General features: G+C 64.3%; 15 protein-coding genes. 6 read left to right on the top strand and 9 right to left on the bottom strand.

Annotation, left to right across the window (positions count from 1 at the left end):
* Window positions 1-72: 72 nt before the first annotated feature.
* Window positions 73-774 (bottom strand): response regulator transcription factor, encoded by a 702-nt coding sequence (locus tag JQ591_RS32220; RefSeq protein WP_008542552.1) that lies wholly within the window; start codon window positions 772-774, stop codon window positions 73-75.
* A gap of 241 nt (window positions 775-1,015) precedes the next feature.
* On the opposite strand from JQ591_RS32220, the gene JQ591_RS32215 reads away from it, so the two are divergent.
* The 3 genes from JQ591_RS32215 (at window position 1,016) to JQ591_RS32205 (ending at window position 6,358) form a co-directional block, all read left to right on the top strand.
* Window positions 1,016-1,765 carry a HugZ family protein gene (locus tag JQ591_RS32215; protein WP_211399997.1) on the top strand — a complete coding sequence of 250 codons (750 nt, stop codon included), beginning with the start codon at window positions 1,016-1,018 and terminating at the stop codon, window positions 1,763-1,765.
* 63 nt (window positions 1,766-1,828) lie between these two features.
* Window positions 1,829-4,435, top strand: a complete 2,607-nt coding sequence (locus JQ591_RS32210; protein WP_211399996.1) for a CHAT domain-containing protein — start codon at window positions 1,829-1,831, stop codon at window positions 4,433-4,435.
* Between the two features lie 306 nt (window positions 4,436-4,741).
* On the top strand, window positions 4,742-6,358 hold the full coding sequence (locus tag JQ591_RS32205; RefSeq protein WP_211399995.1) for a phosphoenolpyruvate carboxykinase: 1,617 nt from the start codon (window positions 4,742-4,744) through the stop codon (window positions 6,356-6,358).
* A gap of 236 nt (window positions 6,359-6,594) precedes the next feature.
* Here the strand turns inward: JQ591_RS32205 and JQ591_RS32200 are convergent, their stop codons facing one another.
* Together JQ591_RS32200 and JQ591_RS32195 are read right to left on the bottom strand one after the other, a co-directional pair.
* Window positions 6,595-7,410, bottom strand: a complete 816-nt coding sequence (locus JQ591_RS32200; RefSeq protein WP_211399994.1) for an acyl-CoA thioesterase — start codon at window positions 7,408-7,410, stop codon at window positions 6,595-6,597.
* 94 nt (window positions 7,411-7,504) lie between these two features.
* Window positions 7,505-10,021: a glycogen/starch/alpha-glucan phosphorylase gene (locus tag JQ591_RS32195; protein ID WP_211400125.1), complete on the bottom strand. Its 2,517-nt coding sequence runs from the start codon at window positions 10,019-10,021 to the stop codon at window positions 7,505-7,507.
* Between the two features lie 206 nt (window positions 10,022-10,227).
* On the opposite strand from JQ591_RS32195, the gene JQ591_RS32190 reads away from it, so the two are divergent.
* Window positions 10,228-10,473 carry a hypothetical protein gene (locus JQ591_RS32190; RefSeq protein WP_211399993.1) on the top strand — a complete coding sequence of 82 codons (246 nt, stop codon included), beginning with the start codon at window positions 10,228-10,230 and terminating at the stop codon, window positions 10,471-10,473.
* A 109-nt stretch (window positions 10,474-10,582) separates the two neighbouring features.
* Here the strand turns inward: JQ591_RS32190 and JQ591_RS32185 are convergent, their stop codons facing one another.
* A complete protein-coding gene (locus JQ591_RS32185; protein ID WP_211399992.1) occupies window positions 10,583-10,873 on the bottom strand; it encodes a GIY-YIG nuclease family protein in 291 nt (96 codons plus the stop codon).
* 188 nt (window positions 10,874-11,061) lie between these two features.
* Between JQ591_RS32185 and JQ591_RS32180 the strand changes: the two genes are divergently transcribed.
* On the top strand, window positions 11,062-11,493 hold the full coding sequence (locus tag JQ591_RS32180) for a hypothetical protein (protein WP_027514353.1): 432 nt from the start codon (window positions 11,062-11,064) through the stop codon (window positions 11,491-11,493).
* Between the two features lie 61 nt (window positions 11,494-11,554).
* On the opposite strand, the gene JQ591_RS32175 is transcribed toward JQ591_RS32180, so the two are convergent.
* Window positions 11,555-12,331, bottom strand: coding sequence for a DUF2865 domain-containing protein (locus JQ591_RS32175; RefSeq protein WP_211399991.1), 777 nt, complete (start codon window positions 12,329-12,331; stop codon window positions 11,555-11,557).
* 225 nt (window positions 12,332-12,556) lie between these two features.
* The gene (gene pyrE / locus JQ591_RS32170; RefSeq protein WP_211399990.1) at window positions 12,557-13,120 is read right to left on the bottom strand and encodes an orotate phosphoribosyltransferase; all 564 of its coding nucleotides are present in this window, start codon (window positions 13,118-13,120) and stop codon (window positions 12,557-12,559) included.
* 237 nt (window positions 13,121-13,357) lie between these two features.
* Here pyrE and JQ591_RS32165 point away from each other — a divergent pair, with 237 nt between their 5' ends.
* A complete protein-coding gene (locus JQ591_RS32165; RefSeq protein WP_211400124.1) occupies window positions 13,358-13,984 on the top strand; it encodes a glutathione S-transferase family protein in 627 nt (208 codons plus the stop codon).
* A 137-nt stretch (window positions 13,985-14,121) separates the two neighbouring features.
* Here the strand turns inward: JQ591_RS32165 and JQ591_RS32160 are convergent, their stop codons facing one another.
* From JQ591_RS32160 to JQ591_RS32150, 3 genes are all read right to left on the bottom strand, one after another.
* Entirely contained in the window at window positions 14,122-14,757 is a 636-nt protein-coding gene (locus tag JQ591_RS32160) for a LysE family translocator (RefSeq protein WP_106941212.1), read from the bottom strand.
* A 274-nt stretch (window positions 14,758-15,031) separates the two neighbouring features.
* Window positions 15,032-18,070, bottom strand: a complete 3,039-nt coding sequence (gene polA, locus JQ591_RS32155; protein ID WP_211399989.1) for a DNA polymerase I — start codon at window positions 18,068-18,070, stop codon at window positions 15,032-15,034.
* 192 nt (window positions 18,071-18,262) lie between these two features.
* Window positions 18,263-19,330, bottom strand: coding sequence for an acyltransferase family protein (locus JQ591_RS32150; RefSeq protein WP_211399988.1), 1,068 nt, complete (start codon window positions 19,328-19,330; stop codon window positions 18,263-18,265).
* Window positions 19,331-19,591: the final 261 nt, after the last annotated feature.

Raw genomic sequence — 19,591 nt, 5'->3', positions numbered from 1 at the left:
CCTAGAGCCATCCCGGTCCCGATGGAATCGGAACCGGCGATGCTCTCAGTCTTTCGTGGAGGCGCGTGCGCCTCAGGCTTCCTTGAAGCGGTAGCCGACGCCGTAGAGCGTCTCGATCATCTCGAACTCGTTGTCGACCACCTTGAACTTCTTGCGCAGCCGCTTGATGTGGCTGTCGATGGTGCGGTCGTCGACATAGACCTGGTCGTCATAGGCGGCGTCCATCAGCGCGTTGCGGCTCTTCACCACGCCGGGCCGGGTCGCGAGCGCCTGCAGGATCAGGAATTCGGTGACGGTCAGCGTCACCGGCTCGTTCTTCCAGGTGCAGGTGTGCCGTTCAGGATCCATGCGCAGCAGGCCGCGGTCGAGCGCCTTGGCGTCGTTCTCCTTCGGCGCGACGGTCGGGTCCTTCGGCGCCGAACGGCGCAGCACGGCCTTGACGCGCTCGACCAGCAGGCGCTGCGAGAACGGTTTGCGGATGAAGTCGTCGGCGCCCATCTTGAGGCCGAACAGCTCGTCGATCTCTTCGTCCTTGGAGGTCAGGAAGATCACCGGCAGGTCGGATTTCTGCCGCAGCCGGCGCAGCGTCTCCATGCCGTCCATGCGCGGCATCTTGATGTCGAGGATGGCAAGATCGGGCTGGGTGGTGCGGAAACCGTCGAGCGCGGAGGCGCCGTCGGTGTAGGTCATGATGCGGTAGCCTTCGGCCTCCAGCGCGATCGAGACGGATGTGAGAATGTTGCGGTCGTCGTCGACCAAAGCGATTGTGGGCATGAGCCTCTGCTTTCTGCTTTCCGTTTGGGTCGTGGCTTGAAACGGCGAGCAATCCACTGATGCGCCGCATACATGGGTGCCGATGTTGGCGTTCGAACCTTGTCACCGAGCAATGCAAGCTAGGCTGAAGTGTGACCAAGTTCCACGAAACACGGCAGATTCGCCGCATCTCGACCCATAACCAGGCCCCGGTTTACCCGAAAAAAGGCCCTCCATGCAACCACCTGACCCGAGAAAGCCGATGCAACCGACCCCTGATTTCGACCCCGGAAAGCTCGCCAAGTCGCTGTTGCGGCGGTCACGGCAGGGCGCCTTGGCGACGTTGATGGCCGGCAGCGGCGATCCCTATTGCTCCCTGGTCAATCTGGCCAGCCATCCGGATGGCTCTCCGATCCTGCTGATCTCGGGATTGGCCGTGCACACCAGGAACATCCTGGGCGATAGCCGGGTGTCCCTGATGCTGGACGAGCGGGCGGCGGGCGATCCGCTGGAAGGCGCCCGGATCATGCTGTCCGGCCATGCCGAGCCGGCCGATGCGGACAAGGATCTGCTCCGGCGACGGTATCTCAATGCTCATCCCTCAGCGGAAGCCTTTGTTTCGTTTAAGGATTTCTCTTTCTTTCGGATACGGCCGACGGGAACCCATCTGGTCGCCGGCTTCGGCCGGATTGTCGACCTCGAGCCGGAGCAGTTCCTGACGGATCTCACGGGGGCCGAGGAATTGCTGGCGGCGGAGGAGGGGGCGGTCGGGCACATGAATGCCGATCACCGCGACGCCATGGGCCTCTATGCAACAAAACTGCTCGGCGCCGCCGAGGGCGACTGGCGCTGCACCGGTTGCGATCCGGAGGGCCTCGACATGCAGGACGGCCAGACCGCACTGCGGCTGGACTTCCCGGAGCGGGTGGCTGATGGCACGGCGCTGCGCAAGATGCTGGTCCGCCTCGCCGGCGAAGCGCGCACCAGGATGGACCAGAGCGCAACAAATTGAACGCTGCTGCCGATCGCCGCGACCCAAGACCGTAAGCGGTCAGAAGGCGGCGGCGAGAGTGTCATGGCAGAACGGAATAGACTGGCGCTGGTTGCGGGTTTGACGCTCGCGATCATCGCATCGCTTGTCACGCCCAGCTTTGCCCAGAAAGGTCTTGCCGCCGAGAGCGCGCGGATCAACGCACTCATGAGCGCCGGCAGATATTCGGAAGCACTGCCTTTGGCGCAAGGCATGGTCGCTAGCCTGGAAAAGAGCGACACCGGTCGCGAACTCGCTGCCGCGCTGAACAACCTCGGCCAGGTTCATGCTGGTCAGGGCCACGACGATCTGGCCGAGCCGCTTTACAAGCGCGCCATCATGCTGATGGAAAAGTCGCTCGGTCTCGAAACCCCGTTGATTGGAGCCGAACTGACCAATCTCGCCGCGCTCTACCAGCGGCAGAGCCGCTATGCCGAGGCCGAACCGCTGTTCAAGCGCGCGCTCGCCGTTCGCGAGAAGGGACTGTCGCGCGAGCATCCCGATGTCGGCCAGTCCCTCAATAATCTCGCCACGCTCTATGTGAAGCAGCAGCACTATGCGGACGCCGAGCCGCTATTTCAGCGGGCGCTCGCGATCTACCAGAAGGCCGGCGGCCCCGAGCATCCGGCGGTGGCCACCGTTCTGAACAATCTCGGCCAGGTCTATCGCGATCTCAACCGCGATGCCGACGCGGAAGCGCCGATCAAGCGCTCGCTTGCGATCCGGGAGAAGGTGCTGGGACCGGATCATCCCGACGTTGCCCGCTCCCTCAACAATCTCGCCGGCCTCTACGAGCACCAGCAGCGCTACGGCGACGCCGAGCCGCTCTATCGCCGCGCGCTGGTCATCCGCGAACGTGCGCTCGGGCCCGATCATCCCGAGGTCGCGACCTCGACCAGCAATCTCGCTTATTTCCTCTACGTGTCCGGGCGCACCGCGGACGCATTGCCGTTCGCGGAAAAGACGCTTCGGGGCGATCGCGCGCAGCTGCGCGTCGTGTTGCCGGTGCTGTTCGCCGCGCGCCAACAAGATCTGCTGTCCGGCGACAAGGCGCTCGACGAGGCCCTCGCCGCGATCCAGCGCGGCACGCAATCCTCCGCCGCATCCGCCGTGAACAAGCTCGCGGTTCGGCTTGCCGCCGGCAGCGACCGGCTCGCCGAGCTGGTGCGCCGGGACCAGGATCTCGCGGCTGAGTCCGAGGCACTCGACAAGGCGATCGTCACCGCGGTGTCGAAGCAATCCGCCCAGCGCGACCTGGCAGCCGAGCAGCGCAGCCGCGCGCGGATTGCAACGATTGCGAACGAGCGTGCGGGCTTGCAGAAGACGCTCGCGGTCGAATTTCCCGACTACGCGTCGCTCTCCAATCCCCTGCCGTTGACGGTCAAGGACATCCAGCTGCTGCTGTCGGCCGACGAGGCGATGGTGCTCTACTCCGTCGTCGACAAGCAGAGCTATGTCATCGCGATCACGCGCGAAGGCGTCGACTGGAAGGCGATTCCGCTCGGCGCGGATGCGCTGACGCAGAAGGTGACGGCATTCCGCAAAGGACTCGATGTCGGCAAGGCGCGCGATAAGGCGCGCGATGCCTCCGGCAAATCCGGGTTGTTCGATCTCGCGATCGCCAACGAACTCCATGTCGCGCTGCTCGGTCCGGTCGAGGCGTTGACGAAGGACAAGCGCAGCCTGCTGGTGGTGCCGTCGGCTGCGCTGACCGCGTTGCCGTTTCATCTGCTCGTCACCGAGAAGCCGAAGGCTGCGATCCCGGACACGCTCGAAGGCTATCGTGGCGCTGCCTGGCTGCTGCGGCGTCAGGCCGTCTCGGTGCTGCCGTCGGTGGTCAGCCTGAAATCGCTGCGCGCCTTCGCGCGTCGGGATCAAAGCGTGAAGCCGATGACCGGCTTTGGCGATCCCGTGTTCAATCCTGCACTGGAAGGGCCCGCCGAGCGGCGCGCCGCGAACGACAAGGTTGCCGCGCGCAGCATCGCGACCATTGCCTATACCGACTTCTGGCGCGGTGCCGGCGTCGATCGCGCGCGACTTGCGCAGGCGTTGCCGCAACTGCCTGACACCGCCGACGAGGTGAACGCGGTGGCCAGGGATGTCGGGGCGGCTGCGGCCGATATCCATCTCGGCCGCGACGCCAGCGAAACGACGCTCAAGCGTGCAGCGCTTGCTCAATACGGCATCATCTACTTTGCCACCCACGGCCTCGTTGCCGGCGATATCAAGGGACTGGGCGAGCCCTCGCTCGCGCTCTCCATTCCCGATCAGCCCACGGAGCTCGACGACGGTCTGCTTACCGCGAGTGAAGTCGCCCAGCTCAAGCTCAATGCGGATTGGGTTGTGCTGTCGGCCTGCAACACCATCGCAGGCGACAAGCCCGGCGCCGAGGCCCTGTCGGGACTGGCGCGCTCGTTCTTCTACGCCGGTGCGCGCGCGCTCCTGGTCTCGCATTGGGCCGTGGATTCGGAAGCTGCCACCCGCTTGACCACATCGACTTTCGAGCTGCTCAAAAACGAACCAAAAATCGGGCGTGCCGAAGCCTTGCGCCGCGCGATGTTAACGTACGTTGATGACACCTCGTCACCGCGCAACGCCTATCCCGCGATGTGGGGGCCGTTCGCGCTCATCGGCGAGGGCGAGGTACGATAGAACGGCATTGGAATGTCTTTGGGAATTGTCTTTGGAATTGTGCGTCGCAATAACCGTGAGAAACGCCGAAACGCGCATTTGGTTGCGCGATCATTCGTGATTTTTTGATGCGCCTGCTCAGAGCTGACATGCGCGACGTTTGGCGCGGTCCTTGAATAAACCAAATCCTGCGGGATCGGCTTGGCAACGCCAGCGTTCATCAGTATTAGGTCGTCCAACCGAGGCCGGACGGCCTGTAATCACGGTGACCGCGGCGGCGCCAAAGCATGATCGCGCTGAGTGTCGTGGGTTCTAGGAGGATTTTTCGTGCAAGAGATGGGCGTGCGCAACGGTGCCTTCGGCGCCGACAAATTCGGCTTAAAGAATCTCAAGCAGGTTCACTGGAACCTCGGTGCGCCGCAACTCTATCAATACTCGCTCTCCGCGGGCGAGGCGGTGCTGTCGGCCGACGGCGCGCTGTGCGCCGACACCGGCGAGTTCACCGGCCGCAGTCCCAAGGACAAGTTCACGGTGCGTGACGCCACCACCGACAAGAAGATGTGGTGGGCCGGCAACCAGTCGATCACCGCGGAGCAGTTCGAGACTCTCTACCAGGACTTCCTCAAGCACGCCGAAGGCAAGAGCCTGTTCGCGCAGGACCTCTATGGCGGCGCCGATCCGGCCTACCGCATCAAGACCCGCGTCTTCACCGAGCTCGCCTGGCACTCGCTGTTCATCCGCACGCTGCTGATCCGCCCCGAGGCGATCGAGTTGTCGAGCTTCACGCCGGAGCTCACCATCATCGACATGCCGAGCTTCCGCGCCGATCCGAAGCGCCATGGCTGCAAGTCGGAGAACGTCGTCGCGATCGACTTCGCCCGCAAGATCGTGCTGATCGGCGGCTCCTACTATGCCGGCGAGATGAAGAAGTCGGTCTTCACCACGCTGAACTACTACCTGCCCGAGCGCGGCGTGATGCCGATGCACTGCTCTGCGAATGTCGGCGCCAAGGGCGACGCCGCGATCTTCTTCGGCCTGTCCGGCACCGGCAAGACCACGTTGTCCGCCGATCCCAACCGCACGCTGATCGGCGACGACGAGCACGGCTGGGGCCCGAACGGTGTCTTCAATTTCGAAGGCGGCTGCTATGCCAAGTGCATCAAGCTGTCGCAGGACGCCGAGCCCGAGATCTACGCTGCCTCGACGCGCTTCGGCGCGGTGCTCGAGAACTGCGTGCTCGACGAAGACACCCGCGTGGTCGATTTCGACGACGGCTCCAAGACCGAGAACACGCGCTCGGCCTATCCGCTCGAATTCATCCCGAACGCCTCGCGCACCGGCCGCGCGCCGCAGCCGAAGAACGTGGTGATGCTCGCCGCCGACGCCTTCGGCGTGCTGCCGCCGATCGCAAAGCTGTCGCCGGCGCAGGCGATGTATCACTTCCTGTCGGGCTACACCGCCAAGGTCGCGGGTACCGAGCGCGGTCTCGGCAATGAGCCGCAGCCGGAATTCTCGACCTGCTTCGGCTCGCCCTTCCTGCCGCTCGATCCCAGCGTCTATGGCAACATGCTGCGCGACCTGATCGCCGAGCACAATGTCGACTGCTGGCTGGTCAACACCGGCTGGACCGGCGGCAAGTACGGTGTCGGCTCGCGCATGCCGATCAAGGTGACGCGCGCGCTGCTGACCGCTGCGCTCGACGGCTCCTTGCGCAACGTCGAATTCCGCACCGACAAATATTTCGGCTTCGCGGTCCCGACCGCGCTGCCGGGCGTGCCGAGCGAGATCCTCAACCCGGTCAACACCTGGAAGGACAAGGACGAGTTCGACAAGACCGCCCGCGCGCTGGTCGGCATGTTCCAGAAGAACTTTGCCAAGTTCGAAGCCCAGGTCGATGCCGAGGTCCGCGCCGCTGCGCCGGACGTGAAGCTGGCGGCGGAGTAGTTTCGCTTTTGCTTGAACGCAAAAGGGCGGCCGCGAGGCCGCCCTTTTTGTGTGTGGCCACCCGCGCGAACCACACTCTCGGTGTCGTCCCGGCGCAGGCCGGGACCCATACCGCGTGATCTATCGAGGGAGCGCGGCGCAAGTACCAGCGAAGCCACCACGAGTCTTCACCAAACTAGTCCCTGTGGTTATGGGTCCCGGCCTGCGCCGGGACGACGCTGTGGAGACAGTAGCGCCTACGCCTTGAAATACGCGATCTGCGTTGTCGTCGCGAGCAGCCTTCCGTTCGGTGACCACAGCTCGGCGTTCTGGTCCGCGTAGCTCTTGTGCATGATCTTCGAATCGGCCGTCGCGAGCACACGGGTGATGTCCTCGGCCGCGAGCTCTTCACTGTCCGTGTGGAAATAGGTCGTCAGCGACACCGTGCCGAATGGCACCAGCTCGCGCCGCGCGTGGAAGATGCGGCCGAAGAAGGCGTCCGACATCGACATCAGCGACAGCATGTCGAGCTTGCGCGGCGTGCGGTCGCCGATCCAGATCTTCGAATAGGTGCTGGCGAGCTCGGACTTGGGCGGGCCGATCCGCATCTCGCCCTCGACGAAGCGGAATTCGTACTGGTTGGCCCAGGACGCGGCGATCTTCGGGAACGGCAGCGTCTCTTCGAACGGCTTCGTATCAGGATATTGCGCCACCCTGTGCTCCCAGGACGGCCGGCGTTCGGCGAATACGGCGGTGGCGAGCGTTGCGACCTCGCCGCCGCCTTGCGACAGTTCGACGCTCCAGTGCTGGCTGGAGCGGTTGGCCTTCACCAGCCGCACGTCCAAATCGACCGGCCCCTTCGCGATCGGCGCGCAGTAGTTGACGGTGAGCGCCAGCGGATCTCCGGCACGTTCCGGATGGTCGATCAGCGCGCGCAAAATGGTCGCTGCCGTGACGCCGCCGAACGGGCCGACAAAGGCCCAGTAATCGTCGCTGGTGTGTCCCTGCCAGCTCGAGTCGCCGGCGGTGACGCGCGTGGCGTCGTCGAAGGGGTGCGGGAGCTTGGCGTGCATTGCTTGATCCGGCGTCTAATGGCGGACGTCATATCACGTCCGTCGCCGGCTTGTGCAATTACCTCCGGGGTAACCGATTCCACCTTGCGGAAAATCAGCCCGCGGCGTCGCGCAGGTTCGGCAGCAGCGGCGTGGTCGGATTGACCGGCACGTTCCAGATTTCCTCGGCATATTCGCGGATGGTGCGGTCGGAGGAGAACCACGCCATGCGCGCGACATTGAGGATGCTGGCGCGTGTCCATGCCGGGGCCACCTGCCAGCGCGCATCCACGCTGCGCTGCGCTTCGTAATAGGAATCGAAATCGGCGCTGACCATGTAATGGTCGAGATAGCGTAGCGCGTGCGCGATGGATTCGAAGCGGCCGGGATCGCCGGGCGAGAACTCGCCGGCGCCGACGGCATTGATGGCGCGCTGGAGCTTTGGCGAACTGCGGATCACGTCGGAGGCGTCCAGCCCCTGCTTGCGCCGGATCATCACGTCGCCGGCTTCCATGCCGAAGATCGCGATGTTCTCCGCGCCGACATGGTCGCGGATTTCGATGTTTGCGCCGTCGAGCGTGCCGATGGTGAGGGCGCCGTTCAGCGACAGCTTCATGTTGCCGGTGCCGGAGGCTTCCATGCCGGCAGTCGATATCTGCTCCGACAGGTCGGCCGCAGGAATGATGACCTCGGCGAGGCTGACATTGTAGTCGGGCAGGAAGACGACCTTGAGCTTGCCGCCGATGGCGGGGTCGTTGTTGACGACTTCCGCAACGTCGTTGATCAGCTTGATGATCAGCTTGGCGTAGCGGTAGCTCGCCGCCGCCTTGCCCGCGAAAATCTTCACCCGCGGCACCCAGTTGCCGTTGGGATCGTCCTTGATCGCCTGGTACAGCGCGACCGTCTCGATGACGTTGAGCAGCTGGCGCTTGTATTCGTGGATGCGCTTGATCTGCACGTCGAATAGCGCGCTCGGATCGACCTTGATGCCGAGCCGCTCGCCGATCAGGCGCGCCAGCGCCGTCTTGTTGTGAAGCTTGACTGCGCGGAACTTCTTCTGGAATTCGACGTCGCTGGCGCGGGCTTCGATCAGGCTGAGCTGCGTCGGATCGTCGAGAACGGCATCGCCGCAGGTCTCGCGCAACAGATCGGTCAGCTTCGGATTCGCCAGCATCAGCCAGCGGCGGAAGGTGATGCCGTTGGTCTTGTTGGTGATGCGGCCGGGATAGAGATGGTTGAGGTCGTGGAACACGGTCTCGCGCATCAGGTCCGAATGCATCGCCGAAACGCCGTTGATGCGGTGCGAGCCGACGAAGGCGAGCTGGCCCATGCGCACGCGCCGCCCGCTCCGCTCGTCGATCAACGAGACCGAGGCACGGAAGTCGATGTCGCCGGGGGCGCGCGCCTCCGCGAGCGCGAGATGCTGCACGTTGATGCGGTAGATGATCTCGAGATGCCGCGGCAACAGCCGTTCGAACAGCTCGACCGGCCAGGTCTCGAGCGCCTCGGGCAGCAGCGTGTGGTTGGTGTAGGACAGCGTGGCGACCGTGATCTTCCAGGCTTCGTCCCAGCGGAAATTGTGGTCGTCGATCAGAATCCGCATCAGCTCGGTGACGGCAAGGCTCGGATGGGTGTCGTTGAGCTGCACCGCGACCTTGCTCGACAGGCTGCGGAGCTGGCCGTCCGACGCAAGATGCCGCTTGATCAGGTCCTGCAGTGAAGCCGAGACGAAGAAATATTCCTGGCGCAGGCGCAGCTCGCGGCCCGCCGGGCTCTCGTCGTTCGGATAGAGGAATTTACAGATCGCCTCCGCGCGCGACTGCTCGGCGCTGGCGCTGACATAGTCGCCGGTGTTGAAGGCGTCGAGCTTCAAGGGATCGGGCGAGCGCGCCGACCACAGCCGCAGCGCGTTGACGTGCTGGCCGCGCCAGCCGACGATCGGCGTGTCATAGGCCATCGCCTGCACGGTCTCGGACGGATGCCAGATCGCGCGATCGCGGCCCTTGTCGTCGACATGCTCGACACCGCCGCCGAAGCGGATGTCATAGATCACTTCGGGCCGCTGCAATTCCCAGGGGTTGCCGAAGCCGAGCCATTCGTCCGGATATTCCTGCTGCCAGCCCTGATTGATGATCTGGCGGAACAGGCCGTAATCATAACGGATGCCGTAGCCGATCGCGGGGATCGACAGCGTCGCCATGCTTTCCATGAAGCAGGCGGCAAGACGGCCCAGGCCGCCATTGCCGAGCGCCGCATCCGGCTCGCATTTGCGTAGCTCAGGCAAGGAGACGCCGAGATCGCCGAGCGCGACCTCGAAGATCTTCAGCAGCCCCATATTGTTCAGCGCGTCGCTGAAGAGGCGGCCGATCAGGAATTCGAGCGAGAGATAGTAGACGCGCTTGCGCCCCGCATCGTAGCTGCGCTTCTCCGCGGACAGCCAGCGATGCACGATGCGGTCGCGCAGCGCTAGCGCCGCGGCCTGGTACCAGTCGTGCTTGGTCGCCATGCCGGCATCCTTGCCGATGGCAAGGCGCAGCTTCGCCAGGATAGCGCCCTTGATCTCAGCCAGCGCGAGTTCGTCGATGGGCTGGCCGGGAGCGGGGAAATTGGGCTGGAACGATGAATCTTGCAAAGTCGTCACTTCCTGGTCGCGAGAACACTACTGACCCTACGCATCTTGCCCCTGTGCCGGAACCATCGCTGGTGCGACCGTGCACTGCGCTGGCGTAAAATTATGCAAGGAACGGGCCGATTTGGGAACCCGGACGCATACGGGGAAACGTGGATTTGGTGCTAGAATGGCGGCAGATTCAGCCATCAGTGTGGAGGAGACGCCCCATGCGAGTTCTGATGAGACTGCTGATCGAAATCGCCGCCGCGGCCCTGCTCGTCGTCTGCATCATCGCTTCCAGCGCCGCCTTCGCCGCCGGCAAGATGGGCCGCAGCGCCGACGGCCTGAGCTGCGCCGTCTCGCTCCCGCAAAACGCAACGCCAGCCGCCCGCTGCGCCGCCATCAAGCGCCAATGCGGCGGCAAGTTTTACGCGAGCACGTGCGGGGACAGGTTGATGTCGGCCTCGAATTGAGGGGGAATGGCTCGCGACAAAGAAGACAAAGAAAAAGAGAGGGTCGTCCCGGCGCAGGCTCCCACTCCAATGTCGTCCTGGCGAAAGCCAGGACCCATTACCCCGCCTGTCAGATAAGGCCTGACCGATCATTCCAATCGGGATTTTCCTCCTCGATCAGCTTGATCTTCCAGTCCCGCTTCCAGAACTTCAATTGCTTCTCGCGCGCGATCGCCTCTTGCGGAGTTGCGAAGGCTTCGACGTGCACAAGGCGGAAGATCTTGTATTTCAGAACGAACTTCGAACCCCGACCCGAACGGTGCAGCTCAAGCCGCGCGCGGAGGTCGTTGGTGACGCCGATATAAATTGTCCCGTGATGGCGGCTCGCCAAGATGTAGACGTAGTAGCTGCTTGCGCTCATGGCCTCAGCTCGCAAGGGCAACGCTGACCGGGGTAATGGGTCCTGGCTTTCGCCAGGACGACGCTCTCAAATGAAGGCGTCAGTATCAGAACAAATTAAGAACACTTTAGCAAGTCTTTGATATATCATTGTGATTCGGCGCGTTGCCGACACAATATCTAGGGTCTGTCAGACTTCGCGAGGACTACATGTCCACCATTGCCTTCGATCAATTTGCCCTCACCAGGATCGCCGATTTTGCGCGGTCGCTGTCGCGGCTGCATCAGGCGGCGCGGCGTTATGCGGTCGACGACGACCAGTTCGACCGCGAGTTCAACGCGGTGTGCCAGTCGATCTGGGGCTACACCATCGACGATGTCAGCGACGATCTGTTCTCGGCCGAGGACCATCTGTTCCTCGACACGCTCGACGAAGCGCATGCGCGCATCTTCGCCGCCGAGCAGGGTTATGACCTCGTCGACGATCAAGGCATGCTCACCGACTGGTGGGGTTTTTGCTGGATGATCCTGGCCGAGAAACGCGGCCTGCTCACGGCAGACAACCGCGCCGCCGCGCGCGCGGCGATCGAGGAGAAATATCTGGCGGCGCCGAATGTGATCGGCGTGATCATCGGACGGTGATCTCGTGGCTCTGCGTCGCGTCATTTCATGCCGCGTCGCGTCCGGGACACCAGACTGGTCGCTAATCCAGCCCCGCCCGCTTCGCCGGCTTCTGCGTCTTCGGCACCGTCACGTCAGGCAGCGTCTCGCGCACGATCTCCGCGGCCGGGGCATCCGCCGCGACCGTCTCGGCGCGCACCGGTGCCACCTTCATCTCGCCAAGGCGCGCGCGAACTTGCGCGGTGAGGCCGGGATAGGAGGCGACCGGGGTGAAGTCGGCAGTCTGGTCGTTGCCGACGCGGATGCCGGTATAGGCGACGAGGCCGTCGCTGGTGGCGATCACGTCGCCGGGTTTTAGCGACGAGTCCAGCGCCAGATCGACCGGAGCGAGGCCGACCGGCTCGCGGCCGTTGCAGGTGCAGTCGGCGCGCAGCGCCTTGCGATAGGCGAACGCATTCTCGCTGTCGGCGTAGCGCTCGCCGGTCTGTGACGCGGCGCCATCGATCGAGGAGCCGAAATAGATCTTTGTCGGGCTTGCAGGACAGAATGCCTGACACATCTGCGCGGGTGAGGTGAGGCCGCGCATCAGCGGAAAATATTTGCCGTCGCAGCTGCGCACGCAGAACGCCGGTCCCGAGCCGCCGGCGGCGGCCGAACGTGTCGGCGGCACGTATTGCGGGCTTGGGGCATTCTGCTGGCCGGTGAAGGGGTCGGCGTAGGAGCTTGCCTGCGGCGGCACCTCGCGCTGCGGCCGCTGTTGCTGCTGCATTCCGCCGAAGAAGAAGTCGAACAGGCCTTCGGCCGAAACCGGGGCCGGAGCCGCAAGCAGCGGTGCTGCCAGTGTGGCGGCTACAAGCATCGCGCGACGCCGCCGGCGCGCATGGGACATGACTGTACGCAAACGCTTACTCCACCCGACGCTACTCAAACGGCCGGGACCATCAGGTCTCAGCACATGATTCACCATAAGGCGGGATGGTAAATGAGCGGTTGAAGGGGGGCAGGTCTTAGCGGACTCTCGTGCCCCGGACGCAGCGCAACGCATCGCCGGGAACGCTGCGCCGCGCCCGGGACACGGGAGGTATCAAGCCTTCAAAAACTCCGACGCCTTGTACAGCGAGCGGAACGGCAGGCCGGCCGCGCCAAAGGTGTCGTCGGCGCCTTCCTCGCGGTCGACCATGGTCAGTACCAGCACCACCTCGGCGCCGGTCTCGCGCACCGATTCCACCGCCTTCATCGCCGAGCCGCCTGTCGTGGTGACGTCCTCGACGATCACGACGCGCTTGCCCGCCAGCGTCTCGCCCTTGGGCAGCCCCTCGATCGCGAGCTTGGCGCCGTGCTCCTTCGGCTTCTTGCGCACGAAGAAGGCCGCGATGGGATGGCCCTTGATCCAGGAGATCTGCGCCAGCGCGCCGGCCAGCGGCACCGCGCCCATCTCGAGCCCGCCGATGAAATCGAGCTGATCGTCCTTCAGCGCCTCATAGGTCAGCTCGGCGAGCAGGGTCGCGCCCTCCGGATCGAGCATGGTCGGCTTGAGGTTGAAGTAGAAATCGCTCTTGCGGCCCGACGCGAGCGTCACGTCGCCGCGGCCGAAGGAGCGCCGGCGGATGATCTCGAACAGGCGGGCGCGGGAGGCTGATTTAGACACGGCGGGCCCTCGGGAGCGTTCTTGGAGGTGGCGGAATTTATCCGCGACGGCCCCGACATTCCAGAGGGGGCTTCCCCCGTCAACAGGGATCGGCCATCCCGGCCCGCCGGTTGTGGGGGTGCAACCTTCTGGAGTAGGTGGATGCCGGAGATCTCGGGCAGAAAACTGGGCAAGAACACCGACAAGAACACTGGGCAAGAGAACTGGGCAAGAGAACTGGGCAAGGATACGCGAAAAATGACCATCGAGCTGCACACCTGGAATACGCCGAACGGCCGCAAGATCTCGGTCGCGCTGGAGGAAATGGGGCTGCCCTACAAGGTGATCCCGGTGAACATCAGCAAGGGCGAACAGATGGCGCCGGAGTTCCTGAAGCTCTCACCCAACAACAAGATTCCCGCGATCCTCGATCCCGAGGGGCCGGACGGCAAGCCCGTCAGCATCTTCGAGTCGGGCGCGATCCTGCTTTATCTCGGCGAAAAGACCGGCAAATTCCTGCCGAAATCGCTTTCGGGCCGCATTCCCGTCTATGAATGGCTGATGTGGCAGATGGGCGGCTTCGGGCCGATGCCGGGCCAGGTGCACCATTTCATCGCGCTCGAGAACGAGCAGGACCGCGCCTACGGCCTCAAGCGCTACATGGCCGAGACGCGCCGGCTCTACGGCGTGCTCGACCGGCGGCTGGCGGACCGCGACTTCGTCGCCGGCGAGCTCTCGGTTGCTGATTTTGCCATCCTGGGCTGGGCCTGGCGTCACCCTCGCCACAAGGTTGAGCTGACCGACTTCCCCAACGTCAAGCGCTGGTACGAGGCCTTGATGGCACGCCCGGCGGTAAAGCGGGGCATGGAGGCGAAGCTGGATTGAGGGGGGAGGCTGTCGTCACCCGCCTTGTGCGCACTTGCGCACTGGGGCGGGTGACCCAGTATTCCAGAGGCAGAAGGGATTGAGCCGAGAAGCTGTGGCGTACTGGATGCGCCGCCTTCGCGGGGTCGCGCCTCACCTCACACCTTCCGCGCCTCGACCGCCATCCGCACCGCAAGCCCGGCCAGCACCGTGCCCATCAGCCAGCGCTGGACCAGCATCCAGCTTGGCCGGCTTGCGAGAAACAGCGCGATCGATCCGGCCGCGAGCGCGATCATCGCATTCACGCTGACACTGATCGCGATCTGGATCGCGCCGAGCACCACCGACTGAGTCAGCACGCTGCCGGCGGTGGGATCGATGAACTGCGGCAGCAGCGCGAGATACAGCATCGCGATCTTCGGGTTGAGCAGATTGGTGACGAATCCCATTGCGAACAATTTGCGCGGGCTGTCGATCGCAAGCTGCTTCACCTGGAACGGCGAGCGCCCGCCCGGCTTCACCGCCTGCCAGGCCAGCCACAACAGATAACCGGCGCCGGCAAAGCGCAGCGCGTCATAGGCGAAGGGAACGGCGAGCAGCAGCGCCGTGATGCCGAACGCCGCGCACAACATGTAGAACACGAAGCCGAGCGCCACGCCGCCGAGTGAGACGATGCCCGCCGCCGGCCCTTGCGTGATCGAACGCGAGATCAGGTAGATCATGTTCGGCCCGGGCGTGAGCACGAGGCCGAGGCAGACGAGGGCGAAGCCGAGCAGGGCGGAGGTGTGGGGCATGGCTGAACCGGTGCGGGAGACGGCACGGTTCTAATGTGCGGGCGATCGCGAGGCCATCGCGCAATTGCTCGGAGGACAATTCGATTCGTGCATCTCACTCCAGTGTCGTCCCGGCGAAGGCCGGGACCCATACCCCCAGGGAGAAGTGTGGCGCGGGACCGTAGTGGGCAATCTTCGCCCAACTCGATCCTGTGGTTATGGGTCCCGGCCTTCGCCGGGACGACACCGTGTTTGTGGCGTTAGCGAAGCGCAAGTGAGCAGAGGTGAAGAGCCGTCAGTGCGCCTCGTCCCAATTGTTCGCCGCACGTGCATCGACATGCAGCGGCACCGAGAGCAGCACGGCCGGGAACGGCGCGTCCTGCATCACGTGCTGCACGACGGGGAGCGTCGCCTCGACCTCCGCGTCCGGCACCTCGAAGATCAGTTCGTCATGCACCTGGAGCAGCATCTGCGCAGTCAGCTTCTTCCGGACCAGGGCATCCTCCATCCGCGTCATGGCGCGACGGATGATGTCGGCGGCGGTGCCCTGGAGCCGCGCGTTGATCGCGGCACGCTCGTTGAACGCGCGCACCGAGGCGTTCGAGGCCTTGATGTCGGGATAGTACATCTTCCGCCCGAACAGCGTGGTGACGTAGCCCTGGCTCCGGCAGAAGTCGCGCGTCTCGTCCATGTAGGCGCGGATGCCGGGGAAGCGCTCGAAGTACTTCTTGATGTAGGCGGAGGCCTCTTCGCGCGCGATGCCGAGCTGGTTGGCGAGGCCGAATGCCGAAATGCCGTAGATGATGCCGAAATTGATCGCCTTGGCGCGGCGCCGGATTTCGCTCGGCATGCCCTTGATCGGCACGCCGAACATTTCGGAGGCCGTCATCGCGTGAATGTCGAGGCCATCGCGGAACGCCTGCTTCAGCACGGCAATGTCGGCGATCTCGGCGAGCAGCCGCAGCTCGATCTGCGAATAGTCGGCGGAGACGAGCTTGTGCCCTGGCGTTGCGATGAAGGCGCGCCGGATCTTGCGCCCGTCCTCGGTGCGCACCGGAATGTTCTGCAAATTAGGCTCGTTCGACGACAGCCGGCCCGTCGTGGTTGCGGCCAGCGCGTAGGTCGTGTGCACGCGGTGGGTCTGGGGATTCACGTAGGTCGGCAGCGCGTCGGTATAGGTCGATTTCAGCTTCGAGACCTGGCGCCACTCCAGAATCTTCTTCGGGAGGTCGTGGCCCTGCTCGGCGAGCTCGTCGAGCACCTGAGCGGTGGTGGACCACGCCCCGGTCTTGGTCTTGGTGCCGCCGGACAGTCCCATCTTGCCGAACAGGATGTCGCCGATCTGCTTCGGGCTGCCGACATTGACGGGCTCGCCCGCGATCTCCTGGATCTCGGCTTCGACGCGGGCCGCGGTCTGGGCGAAGTCGCCGGAGAGACGCGACAGCACCTGGCGGTCGATCGAGATGCCGCGCCGCTCCATGCGCGCGAGCACCGCGACCAGCGGCCGCTCCAGCGTCTCGTAGACCGCGGTCATGTGCTCGGCGACGAGGCGCGGCTTCAGCACGCGCCAGATGCGCAAGGCGATGTCGGCCCCTTCCGCCGACAGCGGCGCGGCCTTGTCGATCGGCACCTGGTCGAACGTGATCTTGCCCTTGCCGCTGCCGAGCAGCTCGCTCTCCTTGAGCATGGCGTGGCCGAACCAGCGCTCGGACAGCGACTCCAGCCCGTGCGAGCCGCGGCCGGCGTCCAGCACATAGGAGATCAGCTGCGCATCGTCGGTGTTGCGCAGGGTGATGCCGTGCTGCGCCAGCATCACGGCGGAGAACTTGACGTCGAATCCGATCTTGAGGATGCCCGATGATTCCAGCACCGGCCGCAGCGCCTCGATCGCTTCGTCGTGCTTGACCTGATCGGGCGCGAGGCCCGCGTCGAACAGGCCGGCGCCGCCGCCGGACTGCTTGTGCGCCAGCGGCACGTAGCAGGCCTCGTTCGGCGCCAGCGCCAGCGCGATGCCGCAGAGATCGGCCTGCATCGGATCGATCGAGTTTGCGCGGATCTCGACCGCGACATGGCCGGCATCGTGGATGCGCGCGATGAAGGAATCGAGCTCCTTGAGCGTCTTGATCGCCTGGTACTTGCCGTGCTCGACCGGAAGCTTTCGCAAGGCCTCCTCGCGCGCGGCCGCGAGCGAGATCGGCGCGCCCTTGACGCTGGCCGATTTGTCGCCCTTGTCGCCGCCCGTTGCGGTTGCAGCCGGCGCAAAGAGATCGCCGGAGGCATCGGACGATCTGGCTTTCGCCACACCGTCGCCGCCCCTGGCGCCGCTGCTGTTGCTCGCATCGGCATCGACGTTGGCGGGATCGATCTGCGAATAGTCGGCGACGCGGCGTGTCAGCGTGGTGAATTCCATCGCCTTCAGGAAGGCGACCAGTTTGCGCGCGTCGGGTTCGTGGACGGCGAGATCGTCGAGCGGCACGTCCAGCTTTACCTTGTCGTCGAGCAGCACCAGCTGGCGCGAGATCCGTGCCTTCTCGGCGTTCTCGATCAGCGCCTCGCGCCGCTTCGGCTGCTTGATCTCGGTAGCGCGGAACAGCAATTGCTCGAGGTCGCCATATTCGACGATCAGTTGCGCGGCGGTCTTGATGCCGATTCCGGGTACGCCGGGCACATTGTCGGTGGAATCGCCCGCGAGCGCCTGGACCTCGACCACTTTCTCCGGCGGCACCCCGAACTTCTCGATCACCTCGGGGATGCCGATGCGGCGATCCTTCATGGTGTCGTACATGACCACCTTGTCGGTGACGAGCTGCATCAGATCCTTGTCCGACGAGACGATCGTCGTGGTCGCGCCGCGTTCGCCGGCCTCGCGCGCATAGGTCGCGATCAGATCGTCGGCCTCGAAGCCGCCTTGTTCCAGGCAGGGCAGGTCGAAGGCGCGCACGGCCTCGCGGATCAGCGCGAATTGCGGGATGAGGTCGTCCGGCGCCGGCGGCCGGTGCGCCTTGTATTCGGGATAGATCTTGTTGCGGAACGTGACCTCCGATTTGTCGAAGATGATCGCCAGATGGGTCGGCCGGTTGTCGGCGGGCATGTCGCGGAGCAGCTTCCACAGCATGTTGCAGAAGCCGAGCACGGCATTGACCTGCAAGCCGTCGGACTTGCGGTTCAGCGGCGGCAGCGCGTGATAGGCGCGGAAGATGTAGCCGGAACCGTCGACCAGGAAGATGTGGTCGCCCTTGCCGGCCGCCTTCGCGGCGACGGGCTTGGCAGCAGCTGTCGCAGCAGCGGGCTTGGTTTCGGCATCGGCGGCGGTCTTCGGAGATGTCTTGGGCATGGCCGCAATGTATGAATTTTTGCGGAGTTTGACAGCCTTGGGAGGGGGATTTTTGGACCGCTGGCGCGACTATCCCCCGCTGTCATGCCCCGCGAAAGCGGGGAATCCAGTACGCCGCGGCTTATCGGTCGATCATTGCGGTCTCTGGAATACTGGGTCGCCCGGTCGAGCCGGGCGACGACAGCGAGTTTGTCACTCCGCCGCCTGCAACACCGCGCCCGGCTTCTTTGGCGCGATCCAGAATGCGTCCGGCCGCTCGAACAGGAAATTGCCGCCAAGTCGTAGCGCGACCTGCCAGATCGCGAGCGCGCCGATCACGCCGACGACGGTCACGATCAGCGACACCGCGCCGATGTCGGGAATGATGCCGGTGCGCAACAGCAGCGTCCGTGTCGCTGCCATCGGCAGGAAGAAGGCGAGATAGATCACGATCGAATGCTCGCCGCAGAAACGGAAGACATTCAGCCATTGCGCGCGCGCGAGCAGGGTGCCCATCGTGATGATGGCGCAGGCACCGGCGAAGCCGAGCACGAGCGACACGATCTTCCATTCGCTGGCGCCGAGCACAACGAGGCCGGCATTCACCAGCGCCCATGTCGCGAGCGCTGCCAGCGCCCCCGCGGGATGATTGCGCGCGCGGTCCGACAGCGCGAACACGTAGGGCGCGAACAGATAGCCCGAATAGAAATAGACGAAACGCGCGCAGAACTCGTCGATCGCGGTCCAGCCGGTTGCGACACGCGCCGTCTCCAGCGCGGCCGCGATGAGCCAGATCGCGGGCGGCGGGATTCGCCGTGTCAGTTTTGTGACGACGAAGAAGATCGGCAGGAGATAGATGAACCACAGCGTGCCGAACGGCTCGACGAAGGATTCCAGATATAGCAAGCCGGCGTCGCGCCAGCTCGTTTCCGCCGCAAATGCGGGGGCCTTGAAGCCGAACTGGATTGTCACCCAGACGACATAGAAATAGGCGAAATGCACCACCTTGCGGTCGAGATAGGTTCGCCAGTCCCGGTCGATCACCAGTGGCAGGAACAGGCCCGAAATCAGGAAGAAATCCGGCATCCGGAACGGCTTTGCGAAGGCCACCAATACATGCATGAAGCCGGTCTCGCCGGCGGCGAGCTCGACCCCCAGCACCGAATGCATCATCACGACCATGACGATGCAGATGCCCTTGGCGTAATCGACCCAATCGATACGCGCAGCAGAAGGGGCTTTGAGTCCCCCGCTCGCGGCGATTGTGCCTGATGGTGCCATGTGTCCCTTTTCGAGGCGTGTTCCGCCCGGGTCTGTGTGAACGCGGAGCAGTGTGGCGCCTTGCGGCTTACGATTTCTTTACCGGTACAATTCGTGTGCCGGTTTTTGCACGCGGGCTGTTCCCTCGCCTCGGGAAAATGCTAAACCGCCCCGAATTGGGGTTTCGTTAACCAAGCCAAACAGGGTTTTTCATGCGAATCGCGATGATCGGAACGGGCTATGTGGGACTGGTGTCCGGAGCCTGCTTTGCGGATTTCGGTC

Origin of the sequence: Bradyrhizobium canariense (assembly GCF_018130465.1) — a bacterium.
Taxonomy (GTDB): domain Bacteria; phylum Pseudomonadota; class Alphaproteobacteria; order Rhizobiales; family Xanthobacteraceae; genus Bradyrhizobium; species Bradyrhizobium canariense_C.
Note: the sequence above shows the minus strand (reverse complement) of the source record. Positions and strands in the feature narration are given on the sequence as shown.

Coding starts and splice junctions, on each gene's coding strand:
- JQ591_RS32215 (WP_211399997.1), top strand. CDS start 1,016: ATGCAACCGACCCCTGATTTCGACCCCGGAAAGCTCGCCAAGTCGCTG.
- JQ591_RS32210 (WP_211399996.1), top strand. CDS start 1,829: ATGGCAGAACGGAATAGACTGGCGCTGGTTGCGGGTTTGACGCTCGCG.
- JQ591_RS32165 (WP_211400124.1), top strand. CDS start 13,358: ATGACCATCGAGCTGCACACCTGGAATACGCCGAACGGCCGCAAGATC.
- JQ591_RS32160 (WP_106941212.1), bottom strand. CDS start 14,757: ATGCCCCACACCTCCGCCCTGCTCGGCTTCGCCCTCGTCTGCCTCGGC.
- JQ591_RS32220 (WP_008542552.1), bottom strand. CDS start 774: ATGCCCACAATCGCTTTGGTCGACGACGACCGCAACATTCTCACATCC.
- JQ591_RS32200 (WP_211399994.1), bottom strand. CDS start 7,410: ATGCACGCCAAGCTCCCGCACCCCTTCGACGACGCCACGCGCGTCACC.
- JQ591_RS32175 (WP_211399991.1), bottom strand. CDS start 12,331: ATGCTTGTAGCCGCCACACTGGCAGCACCGCTGCTTGCGGCTCCGGCC.
- JQ591_RS32185 (WP_211399992.1), bottom strand. CDS start 10,873: ATGAGCGCAAGCAGCTACTACGTCTACATCTTGGCGAGCCGCCATCAC.
- polA (WP_211399989.1), bottom strand. CDS start 18,070: ATGCCCAAGACATCTCCGAAGACCGCCGCCGATGCCGAAACCAAGCCC.
- JQ591_RS32180 (WP_027514353.1), top strand. CDS start 11,062: ATGTCCACCATTGCCTTCGATCAATTTGCCCTCACCAGGATCGCCGAT.
- JQ591_RS32190 (WP_211399993.1), top strand. CDS start 10,228: ATGCGAGTTCTGATGAGACTGCTGATCGAAATCGCCGCCGCGGCCCTG.
- JQ591_RS32150 (WP_211399988.1), bottom strand. CDS start 19,330: ATGGCACCATCAGGCACAATCGCCGCGAGCGGGGGACTCAAAGCCCCT.